The 23,343-nt window shown below is 38.2% G+C and carries 13 protein-coding genes and 1 pseudogene; 1 reads left to right on the top strand and 13 read right to left on the bottom strand.

What is annotated here, in order from left to right:
• Positions 1-7 precede the first annotated feature (7 nt).
• The 10 genes from CTY47_RS03590 to proC all read right to left on the bottom strand — a co-directional run bounded on the left by CTY47_RS03590 (position 8) and on the right by proC (position 19,819).
• Entirely contained in the window at positions 8-1,111 is a 1,104-nt protein-coding gene (locus CTY47_RS03590; RefSeq protein WP_099463462.1) for a DUF4434 domain-containing protein, read from the bottom strand.
• A gap of 13 nt (positions 1,112-1,124) precedes the next feature.
• A complete protein-coding gene (locus tag CTY47_RS03585; RefSeq protein ID WP_099463461.1) occupies positions 1,125-3,020 on the bottom strand; it encodes an FAD-dependent oxidoreductase in 1,896 nt (631 codons plus the stop codon).
• A gap of 9 nt (positions 3,021-3,029) precedes the next feature.
• Complete coding sequence (locus tag CTY47_RS03580) at positions 3,030-6,176, bottom strand: FAD-dependent oxidoreductase (RefSeq protein WP_099463460.1); 3,147 nt, start codon at positions 6,174-6,176, stop codon at positions 3,030-3,032.
• Between the two features lie 77 nt (positions 6,177-6,253).
• A complete protein-coding gene (locus CTY47_RS03575) occupies positions 6,254-8,026 on the bottom strand; it encodes a RagB/SusD family nutrient uptake outer membrane protein (protein ID WP_099463459.1) in 1,773 nt (590 codons plus the stop codon).
• A gap of 12 nt (positions 8,027-8,038) precedes the next feature.
• On the bottom strand, positions 8,039-11,146 hold the full coding sequence (locus CTY47_RS03570; RefSeq protein WP_099463458.1) for a SusC/RagA family TonB-linked outer membrane protein: 3,108 nt from the start codon (positions 11,144-11,146) through the stop codon (positions 8,039-8,041).
• A gap of 108 nt (positions 11,147-11,254) precedes the next feature.
• Positions 11,255-12,427: an AGE family epimerase/isomerase gene (locus tag CTY47_RS03565; RefSeq protein WP_099464056.1), complete on the bottom strand. Its 1,173-nt coding sequence runs from the start codon at positions 12,425-12,427 to the stop codon at positions 11,255-11,257.
• A gap of 128 nt (positions 12,428-12,555) precedes the next feature.
• Positions 12,556-13,761 carry an ROK family transcriptional regulator gene (locus CTY47_RS03560; protein ID WP_099463457.1) on the bottom strand — a complete coding sequence of 402 codons (1,206 nt, stop codon included), beginning with the start codon at positions 13,759-13,761 and terminating at the stop codon, positions 12,556-12,558.
• A gap of 162 nt (positions 13,762-13,923) precedes the next feature.
• Positions 13,924-15,537 (bottom strand): SusD/RagB family nutrient-binding outer membrane lipoprotein, encoded by a 1,614-nt coding sequence (locus CTY47_RS03555; RefSeq protein WP_233202082.1) that lies wholly within the window; start codon positions 15,535-15,537, stop codon positions 13,924-13,926.
• Between the two features lie 20 nt (positions 15,538-15,557).
• A complete protein-coding gene (locus CTY47_RS03550) occupies positions 15,558-18,683 on the bottom strand; it encodes a SusC/RagA family TonB-linked outer membrane protein (RefSeq protein ID WP_099463455.1) in 3,126 nt (1,041 codons plus the stop codon).
• A gap of 332 nt (positions 18,684-19,015) precedes the next feature.
• The gene (gene proC / locus CTY47_RS03545) at positions 19,016-19,819 is read right to left on the bottom strand and encodes a pyrroline-5-carboxylate reductase (protein ID WP_099463454.1); all 804 of its coding nucleotides are present in this window, start codon (positions 19,817-19,819) and stop codon (positions 19,016-19,018) included.
• Positions 19,820-19,927: 108 nt separating this feature from the next.
• Here proC and CTY47_RS03540 point away from each other — a divergent pair, with 108 nt between their 5' ends.
• Positions 19,928-21,115, top strand: a complete 1,188-nt coding sequence (locus CTY47_RS03540; protein WP_099463453.1) for a C1 family peptidase — start codon at positions 19,928-19,930, stop codon at positions 21,113-21,115.
• A 90-nt stretch (positions 21,116-21,205) separates the two neighbouring features.
• Here the strand turns inward: CTY47_RS03540 and CTY47_RS03535 are convergent, their stop codons facing one another.
• From CTY47_RS03535 to CTY47_RS03525, 3 genes and pseudogenes are all read right to left on the bottom strand, one after another.
• Entirely contained in the window at positions 21,206-21,805 is a 600-nt protein-coding gene (locus CTY47_RS03535) for a copper resistance protein NlpE N-terminal domain-containing protein (protein ID WP_099463452.1), read from the bottom strand.
• Positions 21,806-21,934: 129 nt separating this feature from the next.
• Positions 21,935-22,138: pseudogene (locus tag CTY47_RS17255) on the bottom strand (mechanosensitive ion channel family protein); the annotation flags it as partial.
• A gap of 67 nt (positions 22,139-22,205) precedes the next feature.
• Positions 22,206-23,333 (bottom strand): aspartate aminotransferase family protein, encoded by a 1,128-nt coding sequence (locus tag CTY47_RS03525; protein ID WP_099463451.1) that lies wholly within the window; start codon positions 23,331-23,333, stop codon positions 22,206-22,208.
• Positions 23,334-23,343 lie beyond the last annotated feature (10 nt).

Below are 23,343 nucleotides of genomic sequence, written 5' to 3'. Positions count from 1 at the left end.
TTCTTTATTATATGTTGAAGTATTCCTTATAGCGGTCGTACAAGTGGCCTGCCTGAAGGTATGCAGACTGCGGGCTCATAAAATGTGAGAACTCGAAAGTGATGGCCTTATCATAGTTCTGACGGGCTGCAGCTTCTAACTTCATGCGTAGCTTGTCGAATTTAATAGGCAGGAACTTGATAGGCATGTCGCGGTCAAATGATTCAGCATTTGTCCAGCATTCGATACCATATTTGTCTGCCATTTTCTTGTTGACACTAAAGAATGCATCCAGTTCGTCATAGTCTATATGTCCGTCCTGGAAAGCGCAGGCATCAACATTGCCTTTGATGGCTTCAAAGATCTCAGACCACTCTCTTTCGTGTTCCTCGACAGAAACTGCCTGAGCTTTACTCAATGAACCAGAGGCTGCGTCAACAGCTTTTTTACCGTCTATCCAAGGTGAAATAAGAGTAGGTAATCCGCCGGATACTTCCTTACATTGTTTGCCCAGGCTACTGAAAGCATCTTTTGCACCTTTGGTAGCGCGGCTGATTTCCTGACAGAGGTACCAACCCTGGAAGCTCTTATAATGACCGTATTTTTTCCATACTTCTTCAATAACGTATTTGTTGGATTCTATTTCCCAGGTAAGATCGCCTGTATCCCAATACTTACCCGAATCGTACAAACCGAAGTAGAACTTCATGTTGTATTTGTCGGCCAGTCTCAGGTACATGTCAATCAAATCGACTGAAGGTTTGTAACAACCGAATTTATTCATTAAATATTCGGAAGGGTAGGTGATGAATTTGCGATATCCTGAACGGATAACAATTACGGTATCAATACCAATGGCTTTCATGTAGGCAAAGTCTTGATCCCATTCCTTTTCTCCCCAGTTTTGATGAGGAATGTCATGTGATATTTCGTCCAAAAATGTTCCGCTTATCTTTAAACCCTGTGCTTTGGGGACAATTAATGTACTTTCGATGTTTTCGCCGGAAGATTGTTTGTTGCCGTCTTTAGAACAATTACTCTTATCAGCGCATGAGGCAAGGCTGCCGGTTGCAAGAACAGCACTTGTAACCGATACCTGTTTGAGAAATTCTCTTCTACTATTTGTCATGATAAAAAATATTAAGTTATTTGTTTATTATATTTCCTTTGATGTCTATAGGAATGGTTTCGAATGGATTTACATAATAATTTAACAACACTGCAAACTCTTTGCGGGTAATAGCTCTATCTAATGAAAAATTACTAAGTTTTGCCGAATCCCAGCGTGGAGCAATACTATTGATAAAATCATCCAGATTCTTTTCGTATGCAGGGCTATTGTTGTATTCCATTAAATCATAAGTCAATTGGATTGCTTCTTTAACTGTTATTTCCTTATTCTGTATTTTGGGGTTGAAGTTGGGATAGTAGTCTTTCAATCCCGGAAGCAATGCTTCGGCAGTTAATGCAGAATCTGCATCAAACCAGGTTTCGTTAGACCACCCCCGGTTTGTACCGCGTCCTTTCAGGATACCTGTTGCTCCAATACGTTGCAAGGCGGCAAAGTTCCTGTCAGTTTTGGGTAAATCCAGGAAAGGTAGCAGATAGCATCCTCCCCGGAGTAATACAGATTGAACTTCACGTATTGATACTTCTGAAACATCTTTCTTTTCTCTTACAGCCAGTCCGGCCAAAGCACCTGCCGCTTGTCCTATCTGTACCAATATGGGTTGCAGGCGGGTTGTTCCGTTTACCAGATTGGATACAGAAATAGACTTTTCTGTAACCAGCAAATGATCAACATCTTTTGGAATGATAACCCCTAATGGCAGTCCGTAAGAAGGAACTGGGTAGAAATGTAGTTCCGGGAGCTTGTCTGCTTCGGGATATCGGGCATGGTGATGGTCAACAGCGTAGTCTCCTACTGCGATAGCCGTACGATATAACTTTTCCGGTTGCGTATATGGAGATGCCATGTAATTGACATTGAAGCGAACGAGTCCGTGTATTCTTCTCGATTCGCGATGGTATGGAATAAATGGCAACTTGTCTGCTGTCGGAAATTCATCATCGGCAAGACCTAATGTATTAAAGCCTAATTCATTTTGTAAATAATAAATGAAACACATAGTGAAGTTTTTTGCTTTCTGCAATGCTTCTTTGCGTTCTTTAGGCTTCATTTCAATGATGTTCAGATAATAATCGTTACCCTCGATAGGCCAGTTGATCATGTATTTATTATTCGGCAATTTACCATAAGTAATCATTCTGTCTTTATCCCACAAGACACTGCCCTTTTTGGGGTTTTTACATTTGGGGTATTTGCAGGTACAATAGAATATCGAAGGATCGTAGCCTTTGGGCTTGGCTATGGTAACGTCTTTGCCATAATCTTTCAATATTGCAACGTATGTGAGATCCTGAATAATATTGTTCGATACTTCCGGGCCAATATCCTCGCCGGATAGACTCTTGGCTTCCATTCCTATGTCGTATTTAACGCCACAGGCTTTGGCAACATCTCCTAATTCGGTACCATCTATCAATACTTTTGCTTCCAATAGTTGATATTCTCCTCCTTTATCGATCACAACACGCCAGCCTCTGGGCATTTTTTCGATTTTTTGAACAGTGGAGTTATACCATAAATCAAGCCGGTTCTCCTTTTCTGCCATTTGCTTGAATATTTTATTCATAACACTGGGTTCGGCAGCTACGGCCGATACCCATGAAGTACGCAGGCTGTCTGTTCCTCCATAATAATTTGAAAGTTCATTACGGAATTCTCCGAATATACCGGAAGGTAACCGATAATTTCCATCAATACAACTTACTCCTGCTGATGTCAGAGCACCGCCTAACCATTCATATTCTTCGACAATAAGCGTATTGGCTCCTAATCGTGCAGCTTGTATACCGGCTGCGGTTCCACTGGCACCGCCTCCGATAATAAGTACGTCTACTTCCTTTGGTTGTTGGCATGCAGTTAGAAAGATAGTCCAAATACATGCAAAAAAACATGAAAATACAGTTCGTTTCATAAAAGTTCATCAGTATTTATTAGTCAATATCTCCCGAGCGAAGCGTGCATAGTGTCCTTCCAATCCGCACGCGTATCTGCTTAGTGTGTTTTCACCTAATTTGTTGTTATCTCCACAAAGATAAAGGCTTTTGGCCAAATGAAGCTCTTTTAGTATACGATTTCTGTATGAAATATCATGAACATAAGGAACTATTCTGGTTTGTGCTATCCTGTATGAAGGTATGTCATTGTACCGCATGCCTTCAATAGTAAGGAGTCGGGCTAATACAGGTGTAGCCTCGGGACTTTTAATTTTTTCACATGCCATACATATAGCACGATAGTGTGAAAAATGATCTTCCAGTTTCAATTGGTTTGCTTTCTCCAAAATGACGGGAAGAACAGATGCATCTCCTGTGCTTCCGAGTGCAATGATGAGACTGTCCAGTGGACTCATGCATTCGCCGAATTGAGCCGATGCAGTATAGTGCCATCCTTCATCCCAAACATCATAGGCCTTGATCGCATCTGCAACAACAGGCGCAAACTCTTTATTTCCTAAAATACAGAGGATACTAGCATAGATAAGACGGGCATCACCTGATGCTCCGGATATATTTTTGCGGACTATGCGGATGCATCTGGCTGGATCGGTAAGTAATATTTCAAGGCCTTTATAACGCTCTTCCACAACCTGGCGGGCTGCAACTTCGAATTCCTTGTCAGAATAAGTTTTAGTTTCCTTGTCTGTGAGTACGCGGGCCGGAAGTATTCCTTTTTCAACAAGATGCTTTTGAATCTTCCGGATGTTGATTTTCCTTAATGATTGTTTATCAATTGCTGCCAATGCAGCCAGATAGCCAACAGAATAACCTTGGTTTTGAAGACATGGCTGCATGCGGATTACAGGCATGGCATCTCTGTGTGCGCTTGCTCCCAAGCCTGTGACAATGATTCCTTCCAATCCGCGGGGTAACAGAGATCTTAAAGGTACGTCGGCATCATATATTACGTGCCGTTTGCCTGGAGGATTCAATGTGAAGAAAGGATCGATCGTCATGCCATGCGTGTCAAATGAACTTTTATGATATGATATGGTATCAGGATATCTTTTATGATTGATTACGTCGTATACAGTGACTGTGTAATCTCCTATAATACGGCGTCTTTCACGTGTTTGAGGGAGTTTCCCTAAATCATAAAATCCTTTGTATTTTGCTTTGCCCTGTACATAAAGACGGCTGACATCTAATATATCCGTATCATCAATAAGAGTCCAGTCTGTATTATTATAATAGTCATTTGGTTCGAAACGAGATAGTCCGGCTCCTTGTACGGCAAGGGTCTTCTTTCCCGTATATTCGTAATCTGCTCCGGCTGCAATGGCTATATCTGCACTTCCGGTGCTATCGATAACAATATTCGATAATATAACGCCACGGCCGAAAGGTGTTGTGACAATAAGACCTTCCACTTTTCCTTTATGTACTAATGCTCCGCATCCGATGACACCGTACCATAGTTCGGCTTTATGTTTGCGGAGTTGCTGACGGTACCATTCTATTTTCCAGTCGGCACGGAACTTGGCGTCAGACTTAATCTGACGTGGATGATCGGCAGGAGCCATATTACGTACGGCTTTGTCAATTTCGGCTGTGTAACCTTCGCGGAAACCATCCCAATAACAGCCGATAAAGCCTAGAGTTGCTATTCCTCCGAGACCATGGAGGTAGTCTAAAACCAAAGTTTTGGCATTATGCATGGCAGCAGAAATTCCGGCCGGTGCTCCGGCGGTACCGCCTCCCATAACGACTACGTCATATTGGCCTAATACAGGCAAAATAGATTGATTGGTTTTTACGTAGCCTTTATCCAGATTCGGACGTAGAGGATATAAAAGTTCTTTTACTTCTCCACAATAAGAAGCTGTTCCTTTAGGACTTGAAATTTGATAATCAGTCGCTAATTGGGTGTTTTGTAGATTGTTGGCAACAAATTCCCCCATCATTTCTCCTAGTGCCATTGCATTGACCGGGCGGGATAACCAGCCGGCTACATCCCGTGGAACTGCCGCACATGGCCCTACAACCCAAAGGTTTTTGACTCCTTGACATGCAAATGCTTGTTTGGGTAATTCGTAAGCGGAACGGATTGTTTCGAACCCATCCGGTGAGTATTTTATAACATTATGAACAAAAGGCTTTTTGGGGATGGATTCCATTGATAAGAGAGAATTCAGCTTTTCCCCAGCTGATATGATATGCCATGAAGGAGTATACCATAGAAGATCGGAACTGTCAACTTGGTCTGCATCCCAAGTAATATCCCGGATATATTGTTCGGCTTCCATTAAGGATGCATAAGATTTGTCTTTTATTTCGTAATCGAAGGTATAACGGATTACCGGATATTCTTTGCCATCTGATTTAACAGTAAATGGCATAGTGTTTACCTTCGAAATCTTTGGCGATTCAATCGCTTTGTTTCCTACTACAGTGTAAGTAAATGTTTGTTTTCCCGGTTTGAATTCTGTAAAAGGAACATTACACATTTCTGCAGTGACGGCTGTCGTTGTTGTGTCAATAATACCTTTACAACGAATGGCTTGTCTACCCGAACGGTTTGCAATGACAACACCGGCAATATTACCGTTTTTATCAATTAAAACGTTAGTAGGTAAGCTACTGTATAGGAAATGTATATCGTTGTTGATTAATTCGTTTTCTAAGGTGGTTTTTACATGTAAGGGAGTAGGGGCTTGTTGTTGGGTATATAAAATATCTTTTTCCGGGAGATTATTATATGAGATTCTTGGATCTTCTTCTATTAAAAATATTTTTCGGGCAATTGCTGTTTGTGCCTGTTCTTCTTTTTTGTCTATTTGGTACATGAATGAACCACAAATATCATCTCCCAGATAAGGCATGCCTGCTATTAAAAAAACTTTGCTTCCTGTTTTTGCTGCAGAAACAGCCGCAGAAACGGCTCCGGAACTACCTCCAATAATGACGATATCGGTTTCTTCTATAATAGGAATATTGCGTTCAGACTCTTCGCAAAAGGATGGAACTTGAGTAAATTGCTGAATTTTATTCTTTGCCTCGGTCACGTTGCCGAATGATACCAGCGCGCTACTGGCTGCCGTTACCTTTAAAAAATCTCTACGTGTTATCATGGTATATCCTCTTCATTTCTTTTTTATTGAAAATAATCATGCCGGAATTGCTCCGGCATGATTTAGTATTCTTGTTATTAATAACCCTCGTTTTGTACTAGGTTTGGATTACGGTTTCTTTCCTGTTGAGGAATAGGCCATAATTCGAATTTTTTATCCCAATAACGATTTACATCTCTAACTTTTAATTTACTCTTGTATATATCATAACTTGGAATGTCATTTAAATCGTGACGTGTACTCTTTTTGAAATTAGGAATATCAGTGACAGACATACCTTCATAACGGATTGTTGGCAATGGTAATCCGTAAGACGGTTGATCATTTTCTATATCTCCGATGCCCCATCTTCTCATATCAAAAATATGAAGACCTTCCAAGGCAAATTCCACTTTACGTTCACGTCTTACTAGTTGACGCATTTTGTCTTGGTTTCCTATGCGGTCTGCTGATACGTTAGGCATACCTGCACGGTTACGTACTTGATTGATGGCATCGTATACAGACTGATCTAGTTCATTTAATTCAATTTTAGCTTCTGCATAACTTAACAATATTTCAGCATAGCGCATTATTGGAACGTTACAACTAGCGCTACTGATATTTTCATCTGTTTCTTTGCTATATTTTGCCCAGATGTAACCCACACCAGCATTGCAGAAACTTGCCCAAGCTGCAGCACTATTCATATCGTCATTATTCCTTTCTTCCCATGTATTTGTCGTATAATTATACTGCTTGGTTGTTAATTCATATGCTTCCAATATAATGGTGTTTATAGAACCATTATTTGTTGTACATGTATCTCCGTGCATCCAAAGTGTTGCTCCGAATCTGGGATCTCTGTTTTTCTGGGGATGGCGTGGATCATATAATGGCGATTCATCGATACGTTTACCATCGATACATTCATATGTGTCGGCTAACATTGAACTAGGATGGCGTCCCGTTTGTCCTTGAATTCGGGAAACTTGTCCAAATGCAATTACATTAATCATTTGAACGCTGGCAGTATTGCTATAAGGTAATTCAAATATGAATTCATTGCGAACGTCGCTTTTGGCTTGTCCAGCAATAGTCCACAAATCTTCAAAATTCTGAGCTAATCCTCTTTGACCGATGACTTTAGATGCCGCCTCTGCAGCAGCTTTAAAATATTCTGAACTTTTTCCTCCGTAATTCAGACCTCCTCCAAGTAATCCGGCACGTGCTATAACACCGTATGCAAAGGCTCTATCGACACGTCCTCTATCTTCGGCAATCCATGGAAGTTGTTCTGCTACACTGTTTATGTCTTTTATAATAAAATCTAATATTTCTACTTTAGATGTTCTTGATACACTGTATTGTTCTGTTGTTACAGGTGTATCAAAGAAAGGAACATCACCCCATAATCCAATCAAGTAATAGTAACAAAACGCTCTTAGTACATGAGCTTCTGCTAAATATTGAAAAGATTTTGCATTCAGTGTCTCTTCATATGCTTTTGCTCCAGAAATAAGTTCGTTAGCACGTGCTATATTTGTATATAGAAATGTCCAAAAACTTTGTACAGAGGCATTTTCAGGATTGAGACCACCACCGGCACCGATAGTCGTATTCTCATTTCTTTCTAAGGCGAGAGGGGTAAAATGGTCTAATGTTATAACATGAGGAACATTATAGCCCAGATTCATGTACATGTTTGCATAGATACCGGTTACACCCTCTTTAATTGAAATTTCGCTATTAAAGAAACCATTACTGGTATAACCGTCATTAGTATCTGCTCTGTCTAAGAAGTCACTACACGATGTAGTGCTAACTCCAATTGTTATCAGTCCAAATATATATAATACTAATTTTTTCATAACTGTATTTTATTAAAATCTTAAATCTATTCCAAATGTATATACCTGCATTACAGGATAAAAACTGCCTATATCACTTTCAGGATCATAACCGTCATAAACATTACATATAGTAAATAAATTCTGACCGCTTATATAGAAACGCAGGTTGTCTATTTTTGTTTTGCTGAGAATTTTTTTCGGTAGAGTATAACCGATTGTAACGTTCTTTACACGCATGTAAGCTCCGCTTTTAACCCAGAATGAGGATGGTATATTATTCATATTACTACCACTTCCATCAATTAGCAATAAAGGGAATTTAGCGTCTCTGTTAGTCTCGGACCAACTATCTAACTGATTACGGAATATAGTTCTTCCGATGTAGAATGGTCTTGTTCCGTATGCTTGAGAATAAATATCTTTTTTACCAACACCTTGTAAAAATACAGAAAAGTCAAAGTTATTCCATTCCGCACCTAAATTTAAACTGAATGTGTAGCGAGCTTGCGGGTCACCAATTATAGTACGATCATAGTCATCTATTTTTCCGTCAGGAGTTCCTTCTGGTCCACTTATATCCTTATATTTGATATAGCCCGGTTTTACGTTTGCTTTGTTTCCTCCATATACGGGTTGATCTGGATTATCTATTTCTGCTTGTGATTGGAAGAATCCATCAGCAACATAGCCATACCAAGAATAGATAGGATGTCTTTCTTGTGTTGTATTATTATCATTAATGTATTTGTTGCCATATAGATCGGTTATTTCATTTTTTACATCAGATAATAATGCAGTTATGCTGTAATTTACTTTTCCAATTTTATCTCTCCAATTGATAGATAAATCCCATCCATTGTTTTTCATGGATCCTGCATTTTCCCAACTAGAACTTAAACCAACGTATATAGGTGCAGGAAATATCTGCAACATATCTGTTATATTTCTGATATAATAATCAAATGTTACATTTAATTTGGAATTAATAGCTGTGAGGTCTAGTCCGAAGTTTGCTTGTGTTGACTTTTCCCATGTGATATTAGCATTGGACATGCTTGATGCATATATACCAGTTGTATATTTTTCATTAAACCAGTACCCTGCACCGGAACTTAGTGTAGATGCATATGGATAATAACCGGTAATATCTTGGTTCCCTAATGTACCATAAGAAGCACGAATTTTTAAATTACTAATTTTATCTTTTAAAGGTTCAAAGAATGACTCTTCTGATATTCTCCATCCCGCAGATGCTGCAGGGAAGAATCCCCATCTATTATTTGAAGTAAAACGGGATGAGCCATCATAGCGTCCTGTTAGTTCAATTAAATATTTGTCTGCAAAAGTGTAGTTGAAACGTGCAATATATGACATCATCGCAAATTCAGATCTACCTCCTGAAGCGGTGGATGTGGAAGCGTCACCATGATTTAATTGTTCATATCCATCATAGTAGAAATTTTTGCGTCCAGCCCCCATGCTTTTATTTTTTATTTCTTCGGTTTGGAAACCTAGGAATCCTTTAAAATAGTGCTTTTCTTTGAATGTATTTTCATAAGAAACTTGTGCATTAAATTGGTTTCTTATAAGTCTACTCCATGATTCACTTCTAGCCCTTCCTGTAGTTGGATATGTCATGATATAGTTACCAGCTTCATATGTATCGTATGTATTCGTGAAGTTATCGGATTTATTTTCATATTTCCTTGTGTCATAACTTCCTAATATTTCAAGACCTTTAAGTGGAGTTAAAACTAATGTTCCTTTTACATTGATATCATTGTTATCTGAAGTATTCACTCCTCCAACTTTTGCTTGTGCAATTGGGTTAACTCCATTTTGTCCGTTTCCCCATGTCCCATCAGCGTTAATACCTCCAAAAACAGGAGTATAAGTTAATGCTTGATTAATAATAGATGCAGCTCCTGCATTAGGCTGTTTTGATACAGTTCTACGGATATTTAAATTAAGACCGGCAGATAACCAATCTGTGATTTTGGCATCAGTGTTAGTTCTTAAAGCTTTTCGATTGTAATCATTATTAGGTACTAAACCATCTTCGTAGTTGTAAGATGCATTAGCAAATGTCTTGATACGATCAGAACCTCCACTGACACTTACAGAGTGGTTATGAGTCAGCATCGTATTTTTAAATAGTAGCTCTTTCCAATTTGTATCAAAATTGTGAATGTTATCAGCTCCTTGAGTCTTATAAGTGTTGATAAGTTCTTCCGAATACTGTGGTAACATATCCTGATTGTCACGAGCAATGTTTACGGCTTCCATATATTCAATTGCGTTAACCGGATCCGGCATTTCTGCAGGTGTACGGAAACCTACATATCCATTATAAGAGACTTTTACGCCTGTGTTTTGTGCTCGCTTGGTTGTAACCAATATAACACCGTTAGATGCTTTTGAACCATAAATGGCAGCAGAAGCTGCATCCTTTAATACAGAAATTGATTCAATTGCATTCATATCAATTGAGTTCATATCACCTTCAACCCCGTCAATTAAAATTAAAGGAGATGCGGATGAATTGATAGAACCGGTACCACGAATTTGAATTGAGGCTTCAGCTCCGGGAGCTCCAGAACTTTGACCTACCACAACACCAGGGATTAAGCCTTGTAAAGCTTGTGAAGAGTTGGCCACATTTCGTTTGACAAGTTGTTCACTTGAAACGCTTTGTACGGCTCCCGTCAAATTAACTTTCTTTTGAGTGCCATAACCAACGACAATAACTTCATCCAAATTTTCAGCGTTTGACATCAGTCTGATGTCTAGAGATTTCTGTCCTTTAACAGAAATCTCTACAGATTTATATCCTATATAAGATATTTCTAGGATACTTTGATCGGATGGGACTTGTAGTGTAAACTCTCCGTTAATATCCGTAATTATACCAATAGTGGTACCTTTTACCACGATGTTTGCGCCGATGATTGGTTCGCCATTTTCATCGACTACTTTACCAGAAATAGTTTTTTGCTGGTTAACGATTGTTGCGATTGGGGATTCGTCTGCGAATACCGGTTGGTAGGTGCCGACAGCCATACCTGCAATTGCCAAACATAGAACCAATGGTTTTACCCTATTGGTCTTTGCTTTTGAAAATTTTAAGTGGACCTTCATAATTAAACTTTTTAATTAGACATAAATATTATTAGGTTGATAGTTTTTATTAGAATAAGGATTTATAATCGTGGTTAATATGTCTTTGTGTGATGTAAAGGCTTGATTTTATTTCAAGCCTTTACATTTTTCCATTATTTGCCAGCACTGATACATTCCTCTCGGAACGTGGAAGCATCCTTTCCATTTTCCACCTTTCAATGGTAAAAGCACTTCACCTTGACGATTCAGATAACCGTACCATTCCGGGTATTCGGGATCTTTAAAATGAGCCCATGAGTAATCTTGAACTTTGCTGAACCAGTCTAGACATTCTTTGTTGCCGGTTAATGCATATCCTTTAGACATACAAATCATTGTTTCGATGTGTACCCACCAAAGTTTTTGATCCCATTCCAATTGTTGTGGAGGATAGTTTAAACGGTCCATGAAATAGAAAATACCTCCGTATTTTTCATCCCATCCTTTTTTGACCATTTTCAAAGAAATGTCAACTGCTTTTTGAATTAACTCCGGACGGTTTAGGCGAACACCTAAGTCCATAATAAACCACATTGCTTCAATTGAATGCCCAGGATTAAGAACACGGCCTTCAAAAGAATCAGAAAGTTTTTCGTCGGCAGTTACATTTTCGACAACAAGTCCTAATTCTGGACGGTAGAACACATCTAAAACTTCATGCAGACATACATCTATTGTCTTAGACATTGTTTCTTCGTCCAATAAGTGTTCTATTTCAAGAGAGAGATTGCACATGATCATTGGCAAAGCAAAATTTTTCAGATCCCTGCTACCTGGCATTAATTTATTCCATTTGCCTTTAGGGTTATCCATCTTAGACAGGATTTTCTGATATGTGGTTTTTGCTATATCTTCATACTCTTTGTTACCTGTTGCTAAGCTAAGTTGGCCAAATGCCATGGCTGCAAATGTATATGAGAAAATATTATACGGAGCTACTAATGGTTTTCCATCTCTTGTTAATGAAAAATACCAGTTGTAATTTCCATCATGTCCATATTTTTTTAAAAATTCTCCTCCCTGGATTGCGCAATCCAGCCATTCTTGTTTTTTTTCTACTTTATTATATAAGTAGGAGAAGAGCCAAACCTCTCTGCCCTGCAGCCAGATAAATTTATCAGTGTCAAAAACATCTCCTTCACGTGTCAAGCATGTGAAATAACCTCCGTATTTGTGGTCTTGTGATTTTTCCAGCCAGAAAGGAACTACATTATCTAATAATTCGCTTTTGTATTTTTCCGCTAATTGTTTAAAATCCATATTAAATCCTCCTATTTCTTTTTCCATATTAAATCTTATTGCGCATTATTTTTATGTGTGCAACAAATATAAATGAAATATTTTAATAAATATGTATAAAGAAACAGGAAAGATTAATAAATTAATTTTTATAACATATCAAGTACTTTACTTCTTGAAAGATAACAGGCACCTAATAATCCTGCACGTTCGCCAAGTTTTGAAATTATTAAATTAGTATCTTGATTTACGAGATTAAGAGAGTATTTGCGAATAGCACTTTTGATAGGGAGACGAATGTAGTCTTGTGTTTGTGAAATAGGACCACCTAAAATTACGAGTTCCGGATTGAAAATATTAATAAGTCCGGCAATCCAACGTCCTAAATTATTGCCTACATATTCCAATACTTCAATAGATAAAACGTCTTCTTTTAATACGGCATCTACAAAATCGGATAATGTAATATCTCCATCACCTTCTATTTTATCGGAAAGAATTGTTGTGCTTCCTTGGGCATAGCGTTCCTGTAATATTCGTTGAATGGCATATCCTGAAGCTTCTGTTTCCAGACATCCTTTTTTGCCACATTTGCAAATGATTTCATTATCGAAAGCACTTATATGACCGAATTCCCCTGAAAATCCGGATTTGCCATAATATAATTTTCCGTCTGTTATAATTCCAGCTCCGAGCCCCCAGTTTATATTGATAAACAGAATGTCTTTTTCTCCTTTTACTGAACCTGCCATGTACTCTCCATACATCATGGCCCGTGAATCATTTTCCAGATTAACAGGGATGTGTATGTATTCTTCTATAATTTGTGAGAGCGGTCGTTCGTTAAAGTAGAAATAGCTATAAGAATATCCGGACAGTGAATTAATCCGCCCTGTCATATTAACTCCGACTTGCAAAATTTTATTTTTCTCGATAGGAAGGTTATTTATATACGTTTCTATGATAGAGCATAATTGTTCTAACGCCTCCGGGGTGTTTTCTAATATATAAGGTATAATATCGTTTTGATCGATTATTTTACCATTAAAATCAATAGTTGCAAGTAAAACCCGTTTCCTTTGTACGTCTACGCCGACAAAATATCCGGATTCAGGATTTAATCCGTAGATGTTGGGTTTACGTCCGCCATTTGTGTTTTGTTTCCCGGAATCAAGAAGGTAACCATCTTCCAGCAATTCCATGATAAGTTTGGTAACAGTAGGGACACTTAATTCCATCTCTTTAGATATGTCGGCAATGGAAGAGTTACCTGATAGAATAAGGTACTGAATGATTCGCTTTTTTAGCGCTGCATTTTTTGAATTGCTATCCGTAAAAGAAAAATTTGTAGCCATATTTTGTCGTTTTTATAAGCGAATGCTAGTTTCGCTATCCATATCGGCCAAAGTTAAAATATATTTCCTTTCTTTTTAATATTTTCGGATATCTTTTTAAAAAAAACGCATGGATTAATGCTAATCCATGCGTTTCTCAATTAAATATTTATATAGAATAAATTATTTATATCTGCCGGTATCCCACCAAACTCTTACGTTTTGTCCATCACCTTTACCTTGGTTCAGACTAGGATCTTTTGAGTTGGGATTTAAAGATTGTTCGTCATCGATATAACGAAGCTTTTTGATGAATGTTCCTTTTGGAAGTAAATCTAAATCACTTTCTACAACAGGTGTGAAATCTGGGTAACCTGTACGGCGGAATTCAGACCAGGCTTCTACGCCATTCGGATAGATACCGATCCATTTTTGAGTAATAATTCTTTTTAATTTACCTTCAAAGTCCGCACCTTCATCCCATTTAACATTACCACCATTGATATATGCATCGTCGTTGTCGGTTGTATAAACAGTTGGATCTGCATTTTCACGAGCCTCTGCAAATGAAGCACGAATACCTGCTTCGTAATTTGCTTTAGCATCACCAGCTCCTGCCCATCCGCGGATTGCAGCTTCAGCTTTCAAGAAACAAACTTCTGCATAATTGAAAACAATGAACGGTTTTGTAACCTGTGCATAGTATGAGCTTGGAGCAGTCACTTTTGAACCTTTTGGATTTGAATTCCAGTTGCCGCAAGAGTTATATCCCCAAATACAAGAGGTGTTTTCTGGCAAATAATCAGGATATTTGTCTTTGTTGTTCATCATACTTGCAGGAAGTCCGTTAGGGAGTCCTCTCCATCTTACATCAGAAGTTCCGTTTACATATCCTTCTGTTTGGCTGAAATGTAGTGGCAGACGTGGGTCCTCAATGCTACTTTCATTCAACATTACGTCTATGATTGTTTTACTTACACGGAATTCGTTCCAGAAGCTGATACACCATAATGAGTGTCCGTTGCTTCTTGTATCCTGTTTTATTCCTGCTGTATCATCATTGCCTTCCATTAATACATCTTTAAGAGCTTTCTCTCCTTCTGCTTTTGCCTTTTCAGGATCTATATATGAAAGACGCATGGCTAGACGCAGACGAACTGAGTTACCTAATTTTATCCATTTATCCAGGTCTCCACCGTAAATAATATCAGATGTTCCGTATTTACTTTGAAGTTCATCGTTTTTATTTGCTTTTAGACTTGCAATAGCTTCATCCAGTTCTTTGAATAAGTCGTAGTAAATATCCTTTTGACTATCGTACTTAGGTGATAAAGTACCTTGACCTGCTTCGAAGTATGGTATGTCTCCAAATACGTCTGTTGTTCTTGAAGCTACCATCGTACCTAGAATACGCATAACCTGATACATGTTGCTATATTCCGGGTGTTGTTCCAAAGAATTTTTTGTAGAATACAAGTTATTTGCAAAATACAAATAATAAGCCTTCCAGTAAGCGTCCTTTACCCAGCTGTCTTTCCAGTCATAACGATCTGTAGGAAATCCGGTGGAAGAACAAGCTATATATTGTGCATACTGATTGGTATGTAAATTTTCACCAACCTGATATTCCCATGAACGACAATTGAAACCATACTCCTGCATCTTTGGCAAAAGAAGCGACGGACTTACTGCCGTTGGCTTTTGGGGATCTACATTCATATCATCAAAGTTCCCAGTACAACTGGTTAAAATGCCCGCGGCCAAACCGATGATTAATGTTATTTTTTGTTTGAACATTTTCATAATAAATTGTGAAATTAGAATTTAACATTAAGGGTAAAACCAAGTGAACGAGTTGAAGGCAATGCTGCATATTCAAATGCTTGTGCATAGTCTGAACGGCCGAATGAAGATTCTGGATTTATTGGAGCATTTTTGAAAATGTAGAATAAATCACGACCAACTGCTGAAAGTTTTACACTTTGTATAGGTAGATTTCTTAACCATGCTTTTGGCAATGTATAGCCAATTGATAATTCACGAAGTTTTACGTAAGAAGCATCGTATAGATATTCTTCGGCAACACCGTAAGCTCCACCTACTGCAGACCAGTATGTTTGAGCACTAACTGTTTGGGTATTTTCTTTTCCTGTACTTTTTACGATACCGTTTACTACTATTTCATTTTCACGATCAAGAGTTCTAGCAGAAGTACCAGCTGCTGTTGCGTATGCGTCAGTAGTTGAAATAAAGTCGCCTCCGCAACGAATATCAATTAAAGCATTCAAAGAAAGATTTTTCCATCTTAAAGAAGTGCTGAATGAACCGGTCCAGTCCGGAGTCATATTTCCGACAATTTTGTTCGATTCTTTGATAGGTAGACCATTATCACTAATAAGCAAGCGACCATTTGCATCGCGTTCATATCCGTTACCCATGATGTCTCCATAACGACCGCCTTCTTTAACGATAACTTTACCGATACGGGTTTCTTCTCCAATAGTGAATTGTTTTAAGCTCGGATCGAGTTCAATACATTTTGTACGGTTTAATCCCCAGTTTAAAGTTACATCCCAAGTCCAGTCTTTTGTTTGGATCGGTGTACCTGTTAATGAAACTTCCCAACCATAACTCTTCATCTTACCGGCATTGATCAGCTTTTCAGAGTAACCGGAAGATATAGGAACTGCAACTTTCAGAATCTGGTTTAATGTATTCGCGTTATAATATGTCAAGTCGAAACCTAAACGGCCATTAAACATACGGAACTCAGTACCAACTTCGAAAGAACGGGTATCTTCCGGTTTCAGGTTTGTCAATGGGAATACTGTTGCAGCTGTTGCATTTAATATTTCACCATTTGTTTTATTCAGTGAATAGACACTTAATAATTGATATGGATTAGTGTCGTTACCTACTTGAGCATAAGATGCACGAAGTTTCCAGAATGAAATTTGCTCCGGTAATGTTAATATTTCAGACATGATTCCAGACAAACTTACAGAAGGGTAAAAATAAGAACGGTTATTTGCTGGTAATGTAGAAGACCAGTCGTTACGGGCTGTAACATCTAAATAAAGTTTACTTTTCCATCCAACAGTTGCATTTCCCAATACGGAATTTACATGTTTGTTACTGTAACCTTCAGATGTGGTTTGGTTATTACCATTACTTAAAGCAACCAAGTGAGGAATACTGAAATAACCGGATGAACCATTTACATTGTTCCATTTAAAGCTGGTCATTGCTGCACCCAAATTGGCAGTAACTGAAAAATCACCAAACTGTTTATTGAAGTTAGCCATCAAATCGGCATTGAATTCTTGGTTCGTTGCCATAGTGTGGGTATAAGACGTTGATGTATATGTTTGGGTGTAAGAACCGTAATTTCTGATTTGGTCATGATACCAGTCAATACCAACACGTCCTGTTATCTTTAAATAATCAGTGATTTTACCAACCAATTGCAATTTTCCAATAATACGATTACGGTCGTCTCTGTTTCCATTTTCAGACATTATATCTGTATATGGATTTCTGTGTTCATTACTTTGGCCTGACCAGTTCACTGTATATCCGTCTAATCCGACAGGATCTTTCAAATCAGACAAACGAATACCACGCGGCATAGTGATAAGAGATCTCATGATACCGTATTCTCCTAATGCCGGACGATTTTCACCTTTTTGGCGCATGTAATTAACTTTTGCGCTTATGTCAATGTATTTGCCTTTTAATTCAGCTCCAAGGTCATAATATTGTTTGTTCAAAGAATGTCCGGGAGTGATACCTTCGTTTCTTGAATCTGAGAAAGAGAAACGGGCTGTTGCTGTTTCAGAACCTCCGGATGCAGTCAAAGTATTAGTGTAATTGACGCCTGTACGATAGAAATCATCGATATAGCTGTTTTGAGGTAGTAGTGCGTTTTGTGCATCATAACGGCTATCTTTATAAATACCGTTAGGGCCACGCCAATTGTCTACCATTTGGCCAGTCATTTTAGGACCCCAGCTTTCGGTTGCACCTACTGTGTAAGTACCACCAGAACCTTGTCCGTAAACATTTTGGTATTCGTAAGAATCGTAGGCTTTGCTAAAATGGATGTTTCCGTTATATTCTAACTGTAATTTTCCGGATTGCCCTTTTTTTGTAGTTACAATAATAACTCCGTTTTGTGCACGAGAACCATACATAGCAGCGGCATTGGCACCTTTTAGCACGGAAATACTTTCAATGTCTTCTGGGTTAATTTCGGAAGCAGCACCAGAGTAGTCGATACCACCCCATTGGTTTGCATCGCCGGTTTGTTTGTCACTGATAGGCATACCGTCTACAACCCATAGCGGTTGGTTGTTACCGCTCAAAGATGTTGTACCACGTAATATAACACGGGTAGAACCTCCGACGCCTGTCGCTGATTGAGAAATTTGTACACCTGCAACTTTACCTTGTAGCATGTTTGCTACACTTTCAGAACGGACTTCTGCCATGCTTTCGGCTTTAATTTCCTGCATAGCATAACCCAACGCTTTCTTTTCGCGTTTGATACCAAGAGCAGTTACAACAACTTCGTCGAGTTCTTCAACTGTTGAAGACAAAACAACATCAATGTTGTTTTGATTATTAACTGCTACATCAGTAGTTTTGTAACCGATAAAAGACACCTCAAGAATAGCATTTGCCGGAGCTTGCATAGAAAAGTTCCCGTCGAAGTCTGTTGTAGTACCGATGTTTGTTCCTTTTACTACGACGTTTGCTCCTGGAATGGTTTCTCCATTTCTGTCTTTTACTGTACCCTTTACAACAATTTCTTTTTGTTGTGAGACTGTTACTCCTTCAGAAGGAATAACTGCGTTCGCATTAATTGTTCCAATGCCGGATAAGAGCCCGCAGATCAATGCTGTTTGAACGAGCTTTTTCCTTTGTTTGACATTTTTACTCATACAAGGTTATTTTTATAAGTGGATAATTTGCATACTCGCTTGTATGCTGTGATTTTCTTTTTATTGATGGTAGTTTTTGTTCAAAACAATTTATTTGTCAAATATTTTAATAAATGACGCTGCGAATATAATATGTTTTGAAAACAAAATTTGTATTTTAAATGTTAAAATTTAACACGATGTGCGCTTTTAACATTCTCGAAAGGTGAGATTTTTTTTATTTGCCTGTTACTCAATGTGGTTTCGGAAGAAAGAAAAATAAAATTGTTTGTTATTTCAACAGGTTATATCGAATGCTAATCAATCTTATTTTTCTTTCTGTTTTTTTTGTTTTATTTACTAGCTTTTAAGCCTCTTATTACTGCTGATGTAAATCCGGATAATTCCATTTCATTCAAGCCTTTAATCGTAATTCCCCCTGGAGTGGTTACTTTATCTATTTCGGCTTCAGGATTACTTTTGTTTTCGATTAATAGATCTACGGCTCCTTTAACAGTATGTACAACAATTTCTTGTGCCTGTTTTGGATAAAAACCTAATTCCACACCGCCTTCTATTGCAGCTCGAATGTAACGGAGTGCAAATGCTATACCGCTGGAAGCTAAAGCTGTGCCCGCAGCCATTAATCGTTCATCTATTAATAAAGTATTTCCTAATTCATTAAATATATTAAGAATTGAATTTGTTTGTTCCTGGGATGCATTATAGGCTGCTATGAAAGTCATACTGCTGAGAACTTCGATTGCCGTATTGGGCATAATTCGAAAAATTGCAGGAGCGACAGCATTATCGCAATCAATATCCTTGATGAGAAAATTGTTTAATTCTTCAAAGGTGATGCCTGCTGCTACAGATACGATAATTTGTTTTTCATAATTAAGTACGGGTTTGATTTCGTTGATAACTGTAGCTACACGCCACGGTTTAACAGCAATTATGATGATATCGGCATTACTTACAGCTTCAATATTGTTATGGGTAAGAATAAAATCAGGATTAATGTCCCTCATTTTATTTAATGTGTCTTCCGATTGGGCTGTACAAATAATGTCAGATGCTTTGAATATAGAACTTTGAGCCAGGCCCCGCCCGATAGCTCCTCCTATATTTCCCGAACCTATAATTGCTATTTTCATTTGTTGCTTATTTAATTAATAATCATCTTCGATACAAAAGTATATAAAATAAATCTATTACATTTGCAAACAAGATTAATTGCTAATAAAAAAATCAATAACAGAAAGATGAAGAAACTTATCGCCGCTGGTTTATTGCTGGCATGTTCGCTTACAACATTGAGTGCACAGGATGCAAAGGGAGAATATGTTTTTACTCCCGTTAAAGAATTGAAAATTACTCCGGTTAAAAATCAAAATCGTACAGGAACATGCTGGTGTTTTTCAACATTAGGATTTCTTGAATCAGAATTACTCCGTATGGGAAAAGGAGAATATGATCTTTCGGAAATGTATATTGTGAATCATTCTTATAAAGATAAAGCGGATAAATTTGTGCGTTTACATGGTAAGCTGAATTTTGCCCAGGGCGGTTCTTTTGAGGATGTTTTATATGCCTGGAAGAATTATGGTATTGTTCCGGAAGAAGTTATGACTGGTTTGCAGTATGGCGAAGATATGCATGCTCACAGTGAAATGGAACAAGTGGCAACTGCATATCTGAATGCTTTGATTAAAAATCCGAATGGAAAACTGTCTACTGCATGGCAGAAAGGATTCGACGGTATTATTGATGCTTATCTGGGAGAATTTCCTAAAACATTTACTTATAAAGGCAAAGAATATACACCTATAAGTTTTGCTAAAGAATTAGGGCTTAATATGGATGATTATGTATCGTTGACATCTTTTACTCATCATCCTTTTTATACGACTTTCCCGATAGAGGTAGAAGATAACTGGCGTTGGGCCGATTCATATAATTTACCGATCGACGAATTGATGGAAGTTTTTGATAACGCTATTAATACGGGCTATACTATTGCTTGGGGGTCTGATGTTAGCGAGAAAGGTTATACTCGTAATGGTATTGGTGTTATTCCTGATATTGAATCATTGGAACGCAGTGGTTCTGACCAAGATCGTTGGTTAGGCCTGACTAAAAAAGAGAAAGATGAAGAAATCAAAAAAATGTTGGAGAAGCCTTGTGATGAACTAACTATTACTCAGGAAATGCGCCAGACTGCTTATGATAATTATCAAACAACCGATGATCATGGTATGCAGATATACGGTATTGCAAAAGATCAAAATGGTAAGAAGTTTTATATGGTGAAGAACTCTTGGGGCACGGATAATAAGTACAAAGGAACTTGGTATGTTTCCGAACCTTTTGTGAAATACAAAACAATGAATATTGTTGTTCACAAAGATGCTTTGCCAAAAGCTATCAGAACTAAGTTGGGAATTAAATAATATACATTAGATTATAAAAATGAAAAGAGGCTTTCTCTGTAATTACAGGGAATAGCCTCTTTTCTATATATACAAAGATGTGCTGCTTTATTATTGTACTTCTGTTAATACATAACTTATATCACCGGATACCGGCTGTAGTTGTTCATCTAACATAATAAGTGTATTTCCACTTACCAGGAAATAAATAATCTGACTACCATCGCTTGGAATAAGAGCATATACTGTTGCATTTGCATCAGCAGGAGTTCCTTTCTTTACCTGTCTTTTTCCGGTAGAACTATACGTTTTACTTTGTCCGTTGTCTTCGGTGAGATAAACTGCATCCATTTCATAAACGCCATTGTCGGTGTCATCTTGTTGATAATACATAGTCAGATCGTAATCAACTTCGGGAGCATTTTGAGCATTCGAAGCAGCAGCTTTTTTATTTGTTACTTTGCCTTTATACTTCTTTTGGATTACGGCACCTTTTTTCGGCTCAGCTTTTAATGAATCGCGCATATTGACAGGCTTGGCTGTCTTTTCTTTCATCGAAGGAATGATAGGTACAGCAACTTCCACCGGGACAGCTTCGGCTACTGTTACGCTTTCTTCTTCTACTTCAACGGGAACATTTTGTTGGGATTTATTCCCGCTACATGCAGCCAAAAGTCCCAGGGCTGCTACAGCGATAAAATACTTTTTCATTTACATTGTGTTTTAAAGTGACGTTTGGGGATATAACAAAAGTTCCCCTGTATTTTGTTTTACAGAGGAACAATTTTAACTATTTCTAAATTCGTTCGTTTATTATTTTGCTGTAGGCTTTACTGCATCAACAGAGATACCTTGAAATACTCTAGAGTCTGAACCTGGCAGATAAGGATAGATCATGGCAATCATAAATGCGTAAAGAAGAAACCGGATTATATTTAATGAGGGTTGGGCCCAGTCCGGATAAAAACCTGTGATTTTTAATTTTTCCGATTCAATTTCGTTTGCGATATATTGAAGTCTTTTTATTTTGTATTTGATGCAATAAATTGTATCATAAAAGCCGTTGTCCGGAAATATCCAGACAGCGGCTTTATATTAAACAAAGAACTAATTAAGCGTTGAGAACTTTCTTGAAACGTTTCATAAACTCTTGTGCTTCTGCCATGCTGAGGCAAAGAGGAGGAAGTAAACGGATTGTATTTGTCCCGGCTACACCTGTGAATACTTTCTCTTCAAACAGCAGCTTGCTGCGCACTTCTTTGATCGACTTTTCAAATTCGATACCGATCATCAAACCACGTCCGCGTACTTCTTTGATTCCTGGTAGTTTATGTAATTCATCTAATAGATATGCACCTACCTTGGAAGCGTTGCCTATCAGATTTTCAGTCTCCATAATGTCGAGTACTGCAATGGCAGCAGCACAAGCCAGGTGGTTTCCGCCGAATGTTGTTCCCAACATGCCGTAAACAGGCTTAAACATCGGACTGATAAGCAATCCACTCATCGGAAAACCATTACCTATACCTTTTGCTACGGTGATTAGATCCGGTTTGATACCTGCATATTGGTGTGCGAAGAACTTTCCGCTACGTCCATAGCCGGATTGTATTTCGTCTAGAATAAGACAGGCTTCGTATTGGGAACACAGGGCACGTAAATCCTGCATGAACTTATCTGTAGGTAGCTGTATTCCGCCTACGCCCTGAATGCCCTCGATGATGACGGATGAAACTCCGCCTTTTTTTAACTCCGCTTCTACAGCGGCAATGTCGTTGATGGGCAGATAGGTTACAGCAAGGTCTTCATTTACCGGGGCGATGATTTTCGGGTTGTCGGTAACACGTACTGCGGCCGATGTACGACCGTGGAAAGCATGCTTAAAAGCCAGGACACGTTTCTTTCCATTATGAAAAGAAGCCAGTTTTAGGGCATTTTCGTTTGCTTCTGCTCCAGAGTTGATCAGGAAAAGCGAATAATCATCATATCCGCAAGCTTTTCCTAATTTGTCCGCCAGTTTTTGTTGTAGGCTATTGATTACTGAATTGGAATAAAAGCCTAACTTATTTACTTGCTCTGTGATTGCTTTTACATAAGCGGGATGGCTGTGTCCAACGGAAATAACAGCATGCCCGCCATAAAGATCGAGGTATTCGGTACCTTGGGCATCCCATACGTGGCAACCTTTTCCCTTTACGATCTCTATATTGAATAATGGATATACGTCGAATAAATTCATAATGGATGAT

Origin of the sequence: Parabacteroides provencensis, from assembly GCF_900232875.1 — a bacterium.
Taxonomy (GTDB): domain Bacteria; phylum Bacteroidota; class Bacteroidia; order Bacteroidales; family Tannerellaceae; genus Parabacteroides; species Parabacteroides chinchillae.
This window is presented reverse-complemented; position numbering and strand designations above follow the sequence as displayed.